Annotated in this window: 12 protein-coding genes; 1 reads left to right on the top strand and 11 read right to left on the bottom strand. The window is 69.7% G+C overall.

Annotation, left to right across the window (positions count from 1 at the left end):
• Positions 1 to 33: 33 nt before the first annotated feature.
• The 9 genes from ACIRD8_RS18400 to pyrR form a co-directional block, all read right to left on the bottom strand.
• The gene (locus tag ACIRD8_RS18400; RefSeq protein ID WP_018524251.1) at positions 34 to 357 is read right to left on the bottom strand and encodes an integration host factor; all 324 of its coding nucleotides are present in this window, start codon (positions 355 to 357) and stop codon (positions 34 to 36) included.
• Positions 358 to 600: 243 nt separating this feature from the next.
• A complete protein-coding gene (gene pyrF / locus ACIRD8_RS18405) occupies positions 601 to 1,440 on the bottom strand; it encodes an orotidine-5'-phosphate decarboxylase (protein WP_403992207.1) in 840 nt (279 codons plus the stop codon).
• Complete coding sequence (locus ACIRD8_RS18410) at positions 1,437 to 2,546, bottom strand: quinone-dependent dihydroorotate dehydrogenase (RefSeq protein WP_403992210.1); 1,110 nt, start codon at positions 2,544 to 2,546, stop codon at positions 1,437 to 1,439. Before ACIRD8_RS18410 ends, pyrF begins: the two co-directional genes overlap by 4 nt.
• A 55-nt stretch (positions 2,547 to 2,601) precedes the next feature.
• On the bottom strand, positions 2,602 to 5,910 hold the full coding sequence (gene carB / locus ACIRD8_RS18415) for a carbamoyl-phosphate synthase large subunit (protein ID WP_403992213.1): 3,309 nt from the start codon (positions 5,908 to 5,910) through the stop codon (positions 2,602 to 2,604).
• Complete coding sequence (gene carA, locus ACIRD8_RS18420; RefSeq protein ID WP_403992216.1) at positions 5,903 to 7,045, bottom strand: glutamine-hydrolyzing carbamoyl-phosphate synthase small subunit; 1,143 nt, start codon at positions 7,043 to 7,045, stop codon at positions 5,903 to 5,905. Before carA ends, carB begins: the two co-directional genes overlap by 8 nt.
• The gene (locus ACIRD8_RS18425; RefSeq protein ID WP_403992219.1) at positions 7,042 to 7,644 is read right to left on the bottom strand and encodes a hypothetical protein; all 603 of its coding nucleotides are present in this window, start codon (positions 7,642 to 7,644) and stop codon (positions 7,042 to 7,044) included. The genes carA and ACIRD8_RS18425 overlap by 4 nt, the downstream gene beginning before the upstream one ends.
• On the bottom strand, positions 7,641 to 8,927 hold the full coding sequence (locus ACIRD8_RS18430) for a dihydroorotase (RefSeq protein ID WP_403992222.1): 1,287 nt from the start codon (positions 8,925 to 8,927) through the stop codon (positions 7,641 to 7,643). The genes ACIRD8_RS18425 and ACIRD8_RS18430 overlap by 4 nt, the downstream gene beginning before the upstream one ends.
• A gap of 2 nt (positions 8,928 to 8,929) precedes the next feature.
• Positions 8,930 to 9,946, bottom strand: a complete 1,017-nt coding sequence (locus ACIRD8_RS18435) for an aspartate carbamoyltransferase catalytic subunit (RefSeq protein WP_403992224.1) — start codon at positions 9,944 to 9,946, stop codon at positions 8,930 to 8,932.
• A 90-nt stretch (positions 9,947 to 10,036) separates the two neighbouring features.
• Positions 10,037 to 10,621 carry a bifunctional pyr operon transcriptional regulator/uracil phosphoribosyltransferase PyrR gene (pyrR, locus tag ACIRD8_RS18440; protein ID WP_403992227.1) on the bottom strand — a complete coding sequence of 195 codons (585 nt, stop codon included), beginning with the start codon at positions 10,619 to 10,621 and terminating at the stop codon, positions 10,037 to 10,039.
• Positions 10,622 to 10,842: 221 nt separating this feature from the next.
• On the opposite strand from pyrR, the gene bldD reads away from it, so the two are divergent.
• A complete protein-coding gene (gene bldD / locus ACIRD8_RS18445) occupies positions 10,843 to 11,343 on the top strand; it encodes a transcriptional regulator BldD (RefSeq protein WP_014157378.1) in 501 nt (166 codons plus the stop codon).
• 151 nt (positions 11,344 to 11,494) lie between these two features.
• Here bldD and nusB read toward each other — a convergent pair whose 3' ends face one another.
• On the bottom strand, positions 11,495 to 11,926 hold the full coding sequence (gene nusB / locus ACIRD8_RS18450) for a transcription antitermination factor NusB (RefSeq protein ID WP_073751719.1): 432 nt from the start codon (positions 11,924 to 11,926) through the stop codon (positions 11,495 to 11,497).
• Positions 11,927 to 11,928: 2 nt separating this feature from the next.
• Positions 11,929 to 12,495 carry an elongation factor P gene (efp, locus tag ACIRD8_RS18455; protein WP_014044814.1) on the bottom strand — a complete coding sequence of 189 codons (567 nt, stop codon included), beginning with the start codon at positions 12,493 to 12,495 and terminating at the stop codon, positions 11,929 to 11,931.
• Between the last annotated feature and the right edge of the window lie 52 nt (positions 12,496 to 12,547).

Consider the following 12,547-nt stretch of genomic DNA (forward strand, 5'->3'; position numbering starts at 1 on the left):
GATTATCCAGGTTCTCAGGAGTGCCTGAGAACGTCAGGCGGCGCTGCCGCCGAACTCACGCTCCAAGGATGCGATCTGGTTGGAGCCAAGACCCCGGACCCGGCGGCTCTCGGAGATGCCGAGACGCTCCATGATCTGCTTGGCGCGGACCTTGCCCACGCCCGGCAGGGACTCGAGAAGGGCGGAGACCTTCATCTTGCCGATGACGTCGTTCTCCTGGCCCGACTTGATGACCTCATGGAGGGAGGCGCCGGAGTGCTTGAGTCGATTCTTGACCTCGGCCCGCTCCCGGCGAGCCGCGGCGGCCTTTTCGAGCGCGGCTGCGCGCTGTTCAGGGGTAAGGGGCGGAAGAGCCACGCCTACGTCACCTCGGATGTCGATCTGTCGGATACGGACCGGTGAGGAACTGGTAGCCCCACACCTGGTGAGCAACGAACAACGTGTACTCGTTGGCTCTCGACGGAGACTAGCGGGCATGGCCGCCTGAGTCAGCGAGAACAGACGAAAAGTCCTGGTCAGCATGAGCCGACCCGGACATTCCGCTCATAACAACCCGGAATTTTGGTCAGGATTCCGTCAACAGGCAGTTACGTGGCATGGTCAGCTTTCCGGGACGGCCGTACGGACCTCGTCCGCGAACCGTCCGGCGGCTTCGCGCAGCCCTGACGCGTCCGGTCCGTGGCGCAGCACGCCCCTGCTCACGCTGGGCACGACATTGCGCACCGCGGCGCCGAAGACGCGGGGAAGATCCGCCGGCGTCGCGCCCTGGGCGCCGATGCCGGGGGCGAGCAGCGGACCGTTGACCGACAGGTCCACGCCGGCGTCCCCGAGCGTGGCACCGACCACCGCGCCGACGGAGCCGAGCGGCGTCACGCCCGCGTTCTCGGCGGCCATGTGGTCGAGCATCACCTGGGCCAGCGGCCGTCCGTCCGCCGCGGTGGCGCGCTGGACCTCCGCGCCCTCCGGGTTGGAGGTGAGGGCGAGCACGAAGACGCCCGCTCCGGAGACCGCGGCGGCGTCGAGCGCGGGCCGCAGCGAGCCGAAGCCGAGGTAGGGCGAGACGGTGACCGCGTCGGAGAAGAGCGGCGAGTCCTTGTCGAGGTAGGTGGCCGCGTAGGCCTCCATCGTGGAGCCGATGTCGCCGCGCTTGGCGTCCATCAGCACGAGGGCACCGGCCGCGCGGGCCTCCTCCACGGCCTTCTCCAGGACTGCGATGCCGCGGGATCCGAAGCGCTCGAAGAACGCGGACTGCGGCTTCAGGACGGCGACCCGGTCGGCCAGCGCCTCGACGACCGTACGTGTGAAGCGCTCCAGTCCGGCGACGTCGTCGTTCAGACCCCAGGAGGTGAGCAGGGAGGCGTGCGGGTCGATGCCGACGCAGAGCGGCCCGCGGGTGTCCATGGCGTGGCGCAGGCGCGCGCCGAAGGGTTCAAGGGTCACTGCATGACCTTCCGTGTCTCGGCGCCGACGGCCTCGGCGAGGGTGGCGTACGGGGATGCTGCCAGGCGGGCCGCCAGGCCCTTGTGGATCGCGCGGGCGTAGAACGGGCCCTCGTAGATGAAAGCGCTGTAGCCCTGGACGAGCGTGGCACCGGCCAGGATGCGCTGCCAGGCGTCCTCGGCGTTCTCGATGCCCCCGACGCCCACCAGGGTGATCCGGGTCCCCACACGGGCGTACAGGCGGCTCAGGACCTCCAGGGAGCGCTCCTTGAGGGGTGCTCCGGAGAGTCCCCCGGTCTCCTTGACCAGGGACACGTCGGACCTCAGGCCCAGGCCGTCGCGGGCGATGGTGGTGTTGGTGGCGATGATGCCGTCCAGACCGAGCTCAACGGCGAGGTCGGCGACCGCGTCGACGTCCTCGTCCGCGAGGTCCGGGGCGATCTTGACGAGCAGCGGGACCCGCCGGGTGGTGACGGTGCGGTCGGCGGCCTCGCGTACGGCGGTGAGCAGCGGACGGAGCGACTCGGTGGCCTGGAGGTTGCGCAGGCCGGGTGTGTTGGGCGAGGAGACGTTCACGACTAGGTAGTCGGCGTGGGCGGCGAGCCGCTCGGTGGACTTCACGTAGTCGGCGGCGGCCTCGGCCTCCGGCACGACCTTGGTCTTGCCGATGTTGACGCCGACCGTTGTCCGGAAGACGGGGTTACGGGCGGCGAGGCGCTCGGCGACGGCCGCGGAGCCCTCGTTGTTGAAGCCCATGCGGTTGATGAGCGCCCGGTCCTCGACGAGGCGGAACAGCCGCTTCTTCGGGTTGCCGGGCTGCGGCTCGCCGGTGACCGTGCCGATCTCGATGTGGTCGAAGCCGAGCATGGACATGCCGTCGATGGCGACGGCGTTCTTGTCGAAGCCGGCGGCGAGCCCGAAGGGACCGTGCATCCGCAGGCCGAGCGCCTCGGTGCGCAGCTCCTCGTGGCGGGGGGCGAGCGCGGCAGCGACGAAGGTGCGCAGCACGGGGATCCGGGCGGCGAGGCGGATCCACCGGAACGCGGCGTGGTGGGCCTGCTCGGGGTCCATCCGCTTGAAGACCAGCTGGAAGAAGAGTTTGTACATCACGGTGTCCTCATGAAGAGGGGGACACCGTTTCCGGTGTCCCCCTGCTGGGCTGCTAGTCGCGGGCCGCGATCAGATGTTCCGCGTGTTCCTGGAGGGAACGTACGCCGACGCCTCCGTGGTTGAGCGCGTCGATGCCCTGGACGGCGGCGGCGAGCGCCTGGACCGTCGTGAGGCACGGCACGGACCTGGCCACGGCCGCGGTGCGGATCTCGTAGCCGTCGAGCCGGCCGCCCGTTCCGTACGGCGTGTTGACGATGAGGTCGACCTCGCCGTCGTGGATCAGCTGGACGATGGTCTTCTCGCCGTTCGGGCCCTCGCCCTCGGAGAGCTTGCGCACGACCGTGGCGTTGATGCCGTTGCGCTTGAGGACCTCGGCGGTGCCGGAGGTGGCCATCAGCTCGAAGCCGTGGGCGACCAGCTCGCGTGCCGGGAAGATCATCGTGCGCTTGTCGCGGTTGGCGACCGAGATGAAGGCACGGCCCTTGGTGGGCAGCGGTCCGTAGGCGCCGGCCTGCGACTTGGCGTAAGCCGTGCCGAAGACGGAGTCGATGCCCATGACCTCACCGGTGGAGCGCATCTCCGGGCCGAGGACCGTGTCGACTCCGCGGCCCTGGATGTCGCGGAAGCGCGACCAGGGCATGACGGCCTCCTTGACGGAGATCGGCGCGTCCAGCGGCAGGGTGCCGCCGTCGCCGGTCTTCGGCAGCAGGCCCTCCTCGCGCAGCTCGGCGACGGTGGCGCCGAGCGAGATGCGGGCTGCGGCCTTGGCGAGCGGGACCGCGGTCGCCTTCGAGGTGAAGGGGACGGTCCGCGAGGCGCGGGGGTTGGCCTCCAGGACGTACAGGATGTCGCCGGAGAGGGCGAACTGGATGTTGATCAGTCCGCGCACGCCTACGCCCTTGGCGATGCCCTCGGTGGAGGCCCGCAGCCGCTTGATGTCGTAGCCGCCGAGGGTGATCGGGGGCAGCGCGCAGGCGGAGTCGCCGGAGTGGATGCCGGCCTCCTCGATGTGCTCCATGACGCCGCCGAGGTAGAGCTCGGTGCCGTCGTAGAGCGCGTCGACGTCGATCTCGATGGCGTCGTCGAGGAAGCGGTCGACCAGGACCGGCCGGGTGGGGCTGATCTCGGTGGACTCCTCGATGTACGAGGAGAGCCGGGTCTCGTCGTAGACGATCTCCATGCCGCGGCCACCGAGCACGTACGACGGGCGTACGAGGACGGGGTAGCCGATCTCGTCGGCGATGGCCTTGGCCTCGGCGAAGGTGGTGGCGGTGCCGTGCTTCGGGGCCGGCAGACCGGCCTCGGCGAGCACCCGGCCGAACGCGCCGCGGTCCTCGGCGGCGTGGATGGCCTCCGGGGAGGTGCCCACGACCGGGACGCCGTTGTCCTTGAGCGCCTGCGACAGGCCGAGCGGGGTCTGGCCGCCGAGCTGGACGATGACACCGGCGATCGGGCCCGCGAGCGACTCGGCGTGCACGATCTCCAGGACGTCCTCCAGCGTGAGCGGCTCGAAGTAGAGCCGGTCGGAGGTGTCGTAGTCCGTGGAGACGGTCTCCGGGTTGCAGTTGACCATCACGGTCTCGTAGCCCGCGTCGCTCAGGGCGAACGAGGCGTGGACGCAGGAGTAGTCGAACTCGATGCCCTGGCCGATGCGGTTCGGACCGGAGCCGAGGATGATCACCGCGGGCTTGGTGCGCGGCGCGACCTCGCTCTCCTCGTCGTAGGAGGAGTAGAAGTACGGCGTCCTCGCGGCGAACTCGGCGGCGCAGGTGTCGACCGTCTTGTAGACCGGGCGGATACCGAGGGCGTGCCGGACCTCGCGCACGACGTCCTCGCGCAGCCCGCGGATCTCACCGATCTGCGCGTCGGAGAAGCCGTGCCGCTTGGCCTCGGCGAGCAGCTCGGTTTCCAGGCGCTCGGCGGCGGCCAGCTCGTCGGCGATCTCCTTGATCAGGAAGAGCTGGTCGACGAACCAGGGATCGATCTTCGTGGAGTCGAAGACCTCCTCCTGGGTGGCACCGGCGCGGATCGCCTGCATCACGGTGTTGATGCGGCCGTCGGTGGGGCGGACGGCCTCGGCGAGCAGCTCGGCCTTGTCGCCGGGCTCCCCGGTGAAGGCGAACTGCGAGCCCTTCTTCTCCAGGGAGCGCAGGGCCTTCTGCAGGGCCTCGGTGAAGTTGCGGCCGATCGCCATGGCCTCGCCCACCGACTTCATGGTGGTGGTGAGGGTGGAGTCCGCGGACGGGAACTTCTCGAAGGCGAAGCGCGGGGCCTTGACCACGACGTAGTCGAGGGACGGCTCGAAGGAGGCCGGCGTCTTCTCGGTGATGTCGTTGGGGATCTCGTCGAGCGTGTAGCCGACGGCCAGCTTGGCGGCGATCTTGGCGATCGGGAAGCCGGTGGCCTTCGAGGCCAGCGCCGAGGAGCGGGAGACGCGCGGGTTCATCTCGATCACGATGATCCGGCCGTCGACCGGGTCGATGGCGAACTGGATGTTGCAGCCGCCGGTGTCGACGCCGACCTCGCGGATGATCGCGATGCCGATGTCACGCAGCCGCTGGTACTCACGGTCGGTGAGCGTCATCGAGGGGGCGACGGTGATCGAGTCACCGGTGTGGACGCCCATCGGGTCGAAGTTCTCGATGGAGCAGACGACCACGACGTTGTCGTTCTTGTCGCGCATCAGCTCCAGCTCGTACTCCTTCCAGCCGAGGATGGACTCCTCCAGGAGCACCTCGGTGGTCGGCGAGAGCGTGAGGCCCTGTCCGGCGATGCGGCGCAGCTCCTCCTCGTCGTGGGCGAAGCCGGAGCCGGCGCCGCCCATGGTGAAGGAGGGGCGGACGACCACGGGGTAGCCGCCGAGGGTGTCGACGCCCCCGATGACGTCGTCCATGGTGTGGCAGATGACGGAGCGGGCGGACTCGCCGTAACCGATCTTCGCCTTGACGGCTTCGACGACGCCCTTGAAGAGGTCGCGGTCCTCGCCCTTGTTGATGGCCTCGACGTTGGCGCCGATGAGCTCGACGCCGTACTTCTCCAGCACACCGTTGTCGTGCATGGAGATGGCGGTGTTGAGCGCGGTCTGGCCGCCCAGGGTCGGGAGCAGCGCGTCGGGGCGCTCCTTGGCGATGATCTTCTCGACGAACTCGGGGGTGATCGGCTCGACGTACGTGGCGTCGGCGATCTCCGGGTCGGTCATGATCGTCGCCGGGTTGGAGTTCACCAGGATGACGCGCAGGCCCTCGGCCTTGAGCACGCGGCAGGCCTGGGTGCCGGAGTAGTCGAACTCGGCGGCCTGCCCGATGACGATCGGACCGGAGCCGATGACCAGGACGGACTGGATATCGGAGCGCTTAGGCACGCTGGCCCTCCATCAGGGATACGAAGCGGTCGAAGAGGTACGCGGCGTCGTGCGGGCCCGCGGCTGCTTCGGGGTGGTACTGGACGCTGAAGGCCGGCTGGTCGAGCAGCTGCAGCCCTTCGACGACCTGGTCGTTCAGGCATACGTGGGAGACCTCGGCGCGGCCGAAGGCCGTGTCGGAGACCTTGTCGAGCGGGGCGTCGACAGCGAAGCCGTGGTTGTGCGCGGTGACCTCGACCTTGCCGGTCGTACGGTCCTGCACGGGCTGGTTGATGCCGCGGTGGCCGTACTTCAGCTTGTAGGTGCCGAAGCCGAGGGCGCGGCCCAGGATCTGGTTGCCGAAGCAGATGCCGAAGAGCGGGGTCTTCCGCTCCAGGACGCCCTGCATCAGGGAGACGGGGTGCTCGGCGGTGGACGGGTCGCCGGGGCCGTTGGAGAAGAAGACGCCGTCGGGCTCGACGGCGTACACCTCGTCGAGGGTGGCGGTGGCCGGCAGGACGTGCACCTCGATGCCGCGCTCGGCCATGCGGTGCGGGGTCATGCCCTTGATGCCGAGGTCGATCGCCGCCACGGTGAACTTCTTGGTGCCGACGGCGGGGACGACGTACGCCTCCTTGGTGGCGACCTCGGCCGCGAGGTCGGCGCCCTTCATCTCGGGGGCCTGGCGCACCTTGGCGAGGAGCACGCCCTCGTCCTCGATGGCGTTCCCGGAGAAGATACCGACGCGCATGGCGCCGCGCTCCCGCAGGTGGCGGGTGAGCGCACGGGTGTCGATGCCGCTGATGCCGACGACGCCCTGGCTGGTGAGCTCCTCGTCCAGCGTCCGGCGGGAGCGCCAGTTGGAGGGGGTCCGGGCGGGGTCGCGCACGACGTAGCCGGAGACCCAGATCCGCTTGGACTCGGGGTCCTCGTCGTTCACGCCGGTGTTGCCGACGTGCGGGGCGGTCATGACGACGACCTGGCGGTGGTACGAGGGGTCGGTCAGCGTCTCCTGGTAACCGGTCATGCCGGTGGAGAACACCGCCTCGCCGAAGGTCTCCCCCACGGCCCCGTAGGCGCGGCCGCGGAAGGAGCGGCCGTCCTCCAGGACGAGTACGGCGGGAGCTTTTCCGGCTCCCCGGGTGGAGATCGTCATCGTGCGGTGCCTTCCGTCGTGCTGGTGAGGTTCTTGCCGGCTGCGCCGGTGAGGTGGTCGACGGCGTCGACCCAGGCCTGGTGCTCGGCCGCGTGGTCGGAGCGGAAGCCGGAGTCGATCAGCCGGTCGCCGTGCGCCCAGGTGATGACCAGCAGGCCGCCCTCGGGCAGGACCTTGCCGGCGAGCGCCTTGTCGAGCCGGGCCCCGCGCAGTGCGGCGGCCGGTACGAAGAAGTCGGCGGCTCCGGGGCGTACGACGTCGAGGCCCTGCTCGGTGAGGGTCATCTCGACCCTGCTGCGGGTGCCGAGGCCGTGCGCCACGATCCGGTCGAGCCACTGTCCGGCGGTCGTCGAGGCGTGGTAGCGGCCGGTCAGTGTGAGGAGCTTCTCACCGTCCGCGAAGCCTTCGGGGGTGGTCGCGAGCTCGGGCAGGCCGGACTGCAAACTCCCCCGCCACTTCCATCCCTGGCGCATCAGCCAGTAGACGAACGCGATGAAGACGACCAGTCCGAGGACCCAGCTGATGCGGGCGGACCAGTCCGTCACTTCGGCCGACTTCTCTTCGGCGGCCAGCTGGTACAGGCGGTTGAGTGATGTCACGCGAGCTTCCCGTCGACGACCGTGGCACGGCCCCGCAGGAAGGTGTGGGTCACTCGGCCGGGCAGCTCGCGACCCTCGTACGGAGTGTTGCGGCTGCGGGAGGCGAAGCCCGCGGGGTCCACAGCTCCACGGTATGCCGGATCGACCAGGGTGAGGTTGGCGGGCTCACCCGCCGAGACGGGCCGGCCGTGTCCTTCGAGCCTGCCGATGGCCGCGGGGCGGACCGACATGCGGTCGGCGACGCCCGCCCAGTCGAGGAGCCCGGTGTCCACCATCGTCTGCTGGACCACGGAGAGCGCGGTCTCCAGGCCCACCATGCCCATGGCGGCGGCGGCCCACTCGCAGTCCTTGTCCTCGTGCGGGTGCGGGGCGTGGTCGGTGGCCACGCAGTCGATGGTGCCGTCGGCGAGCGCCTCGCGCAGGGCCATGACGTCGGCCTCGGTGCGCAGCGGCGGGTTCACCTTGTAGACCGGGTTGTAGGTCCGTACGAGTTCGTCGGTGAGCAGCAGGTGGTGCGGGGTGACCTCGGCGGTGACGTTCCAGCCCTTGGACTTGGCCCAGCGGACGATCTCCACGGAGCCGGCGGTCGACAGGTGGCAGATGTGCACCCGGGAGCCGACGTGGGCGGCGAGGAGGACGTCGCGGGCGATGATCGACTCCTCGGCGACGGCGGGCCAGCCGCCGAGACCGAGCTCGGCCGAGACGATGCCCTCGTTCATCTGGGCGCCCTCGGTGAGGCGGGGCTCCTGGGCGTGCTGGGCGACGACGCCGTCGAAGGCCTTCACGTACTCCAGGGCGCGGCGCATGATGACGGCGTCGTCGACGCACTTGCCGTCGTCGGAGAAGACCTTCACCCCGGCGGCGGAGTCGTGCATGGCGCCGAGCTCGGCGAGCTGCTTGCCCTCCAGGCCGACGGTGACGGCGCCGACGGGCTGCACGTCGCAGTAGCCGGACTCCTTGCCGAGCCGCCAGACCTGCTCGACGACGCCGGCGGTGTCGGCGACGGGGAAGGTGTTGGCCATGGCGTGGACGGCGGTGAAGCCGCCGACCGCGGCCGCCTTGGTGCCGGTGAGGACGGTCTCGGAGTCCTCGCGGCCGGGCTCGCGCAGGTGGGTGTGCAGGTCGACGAGGCCGGGCAGCAGGATCTGCCCCGCCGCCTCGATCACGGTGGCGTCGCCGGCCTCGATGCCGGTGCCGGTCTCCACGATCGTCTCGCCGTCGATGAGGACGTCCTGCGGCTCGCCGCCGAGGACCTTCGCACCGCGGATCAGGATCTTGCTCATGGTTACTTGTTCTCCTCGGTACGGGCGGAGGCGGACGGCAGGGCGGTCTCGGAACCGCCCAGCAGCAGGTACAGGACGGCCATGCGGGTGGAGACGCCGTTCGCGACCTGTTCGACGGCGGTGCAGCGGTCGGAGTCCGCGACCTCGGCCGTGATCTCCATGCCGCGGACCATCGGGCCGGGGTGCATCACGATGGCGTGCTCCGGCATCTTGGCCATGCGCTCACCGTCCAGGCCGTAGCGGCGGGAGTACTCGCGCTCGGTCGGGAAGTAGGCGGCGTTCATCCGCTCGCGCTGCACACGCAGCATCATGACCGCGTCGGACTTCGGCAGCACGTCGTCGAGGCGGTAGCTGACGTCGCAGGGCCACTGCTCGACGCCCACGGGCACCAGGGTGGGCGGGGCCACCAGGGTGACGTGCGCACCGAGCGTGTGCAGCAGGTGCACGTTGGAGCGGGCCACGCGGCTGTGCAGGATGTCGCCGACGACCGTGATCCGGCGGCCTTCGAGGTCACGGCCGATCCCCTCGTCGGGCCCGACCAGCCTGCGGCGCATCGTGAACGCGTCCAGCAGGGCCTGGGTGGGGTGCTCGTGCGTGCCGTCGCCGGCGTTGACGACGGCGCTGTCGATCCAGCCCGAGGTCGCGAGGCGGTACGGGGCTCCGGAGGCGCCGTGCCGGATGACGACGGCGTCGGCGCCCATGGCCTCCAGGGTCAGGGCGGTGTCCTTGAGCGACTCGCCCTTGGAGACGGACGAGCCCTTCGCGGAGAAGTTGATGACGTCGGCGGAGAGGCGCTTGGCGGCGGCCTCGAACGAGATCCGCGTCCGGGTCGAGTCCTCGAAGAAAAGGTTGACGACCGTTCGTCCACGCAGGGTGGGAAGCTTCTTGATCGGCCGGTCGGCGACCCTGGCCATCTCCTCGGCGGTGTCGAGGATCAGGACGGCGTCGTCGCGGGTGAGGTCTGCGGCCGAGATGAGGTGACGGGGGGTCCGGGGGTTGTCCCCGGGAGGGCGCAGCATCTGGGAGTCTCCGTGAAGGGTGGAGGGATCAGGCAGGCGGGCGTGCGGAAGCAGCCGTGCGGCCGGTGGGGCGCACGGGACGGGACTCGGCTACTGCTCGCCTGCCGGGACGGTCTGCTTGACACCGAGCAGCACGGCGTCGCGGCCGTCCTCCTCGGCGAGCTGGACCTTGACCGTCTCCCGCAGCGACGTGGGGAGGTTCTTGCCGACGTAGTCGGCCCGGATCGGGAGTTCGCGGTGGCCCCGGTCGACGAGGACCGCGAGCTGTACGGCACGGGGCCGGCCGATGTCGCCGAGCGCGTCGAGCGCGGCGCGGATCGTGCGCCCGGAGAAGAGCACGTCGTCGACGAGCACGACGAGGCGCCCTTCGATGCCCTCACCGGGGATCTCCGTGCGTGCGAGGGCACGCGCGGGGCGCATCCGCAGATCGTCGCGGTACATCGTGATGTCGAGTGACCCGACCGGCGTCTTCCGGCCGGTGATCTCTTCGAGCTTTCCGGCGAGCCGACGGGCGAGGAAGACCCCGCGTGTCGGGATGCCGAGCAGCACCACGTCGTCGGCGCCCCTGGCGCGTTCGACGATCTCGTGGGCGATCCGGGTCAGTACCCGGGCGATGTCGGGAGCCTCGAGAACGGGGCGTGCCGCATTGCCGGTGTCGTCATGCTGTGCGTCCATAAGAAACGGACCTCCTTCTCCGCCTCACTGGACGGACGTTAAAGGACGTCGAAATTGCGTCATCCACGTTACCAGGGCTTGTGCGAGGCTCTGGACCCGCCCCCGGGAGGCCGCAGTCCGGACCTCTCGGCTTGACGCAGCCAAGTAACGCTGCGTAACCTCACAGTGAGTTACCAGCCACGCGGCCCAGCCGCAGAATGTCCCAGCGTCCGGGGAGCCTTATGTCCAGCGAATACGCAAAGCAGCTCGGGGCCAAGCTCCGCGCCATCCGCACCCAGCAGGGCCTCTCCCTCCACGGCGTGGAGGAGAAGTCGCAGGGCCGCTGGAAGGCCGTCGTGGTCGGTTCCTACGAGCGCGGCGACCGCGCCGTGACCGTTCAGCGCCTTGCCGAGCTGGCCGACTTCTACGGCGTCCCGGTGCAGGAGCTCCTGCCCGGCACGACCCCCGGCGGTGCCGCCGAGCCGCCGCCGAAGCTCGTCCTCGACCTCGAGCGCCTGGCCCACGTTCCGCCGGAGAAGGCCGGACCGCTGCAGCGTTACGCCGCGACGATCCAGAGCCAGCGCGGCGACTACAACGGCAAGGTGCTCTCCATCCGCCAGGACGACCTGCGCACCCTGGCCGTGATCTACGACCAGTCGCCGTCCGTGCTCACGGAGCAGCTGATCAGCTGGGGCGTGCTGGACGCCGACGCGCGTCGCGCGGTCGCCCACGACGAGGGCTGACCGGCCCGCCCGGACAACGTGACGCCGGACCGGCGGGGCCCTCGGGCTCTGCCGGTCCGGCGTTTTCCGTGTCCCGGCCGGGCAGGTACGCCGAAGGGCCCACGGTCGCGCGCGACCGTGGGCCCTTCGTTCGGCTCGATGCCGCCGGGGGCTACTGCTCCCGGCGGAGATTCGGCTTGAGGTCCTTGAACCGGGCCAGCAGGCCGTTCACGAAGGTCGGGGAGTCGTCCGTGGAGAACTCCTTGGCGAGCTGGACCGCCTCGTCGATCACCACGGCGTCCGGCGTCGAGTCCATCCAGATCAGCTCGTACGCCCCGAGCCGCAGGATGCTCCGGTCGACGACCGGCATGCGGTCGATCTCCCAGTCCACGGCGTAGGTGACGATGAGGTCGTCGATGCGGTCCGCGTACTGCGCGTACCCCTCGACCAGCTCCATCGTGAATTCACCGACCGGCGGCTGACGGTCGTCGGTCCGCGAGAGCCGTACCCAGTCCGCGAGGACCGTCTGCACGGACTCACCGCGCTGGTCGGCCTCGAAAAGGATCTGGAAGGCGCGCTTGCGGGCCTTGTTCCGGGCAGCCACGGTTAGCTGTTCACCCGGCCGAGGTAGTCGCCCGTACGGGTGTCGACCTTGATCTTCTCGCCGGTGGTGATGAAGAGCGGGACACCGATCTCGTAACCGGTCTCCAGGGTGGCGGGCTTGGAGCCACCGGTGGAGCGGTCGCCCTGGACGCCCGGGTCGGTGTGCTGGATGGTCAGCTCGACCGCGGCGGGCAGCTCGACGTAGAGCACCTCGCCCTCGTGCTGGGCGACGGAGGCGGTGAAGCCCTCGATCAGGAAGTTGGCGGCATCGCCGACGGCCTTGCGGTCGACCATCAGCTGGTCGTACGTGTCCATGTCCATGAAGACGAAGTACTCGCCGTCCATGTACGAGAACTGCATGTCGCGGCGGTCGATGGTGGCCGTTTCGACCTTCACGCCGGCGTTGAACGTCTTGTCGACGACCTTGCCGGAGAGCACGTTCTTGAGCTTGGTGCGCACGAAGGCGGGGCCCTTGCCGGGCTTGACGTGCTGGAACTCGACGACGGACCAGAGCTGGCCTCCGTCGAGCTTGAGCACCAGGCCGTTCTTGAGGTCGTTCGTGGAAGCCACGGTTGCGGAATCTCCTGGACTGAAGCTGGTGGACGACAAAGGATGCGCGCCG

This window comes from Streptomyces sp. NPDC102451 (genome assembly GCF_044765485.1).
In the GTDB taxonomy this organism is placed as follows: Bacteria; Actinomycetota; Actinomycetes; order Streptomycetales; family Streptomycetaceae; genus Streptomyces.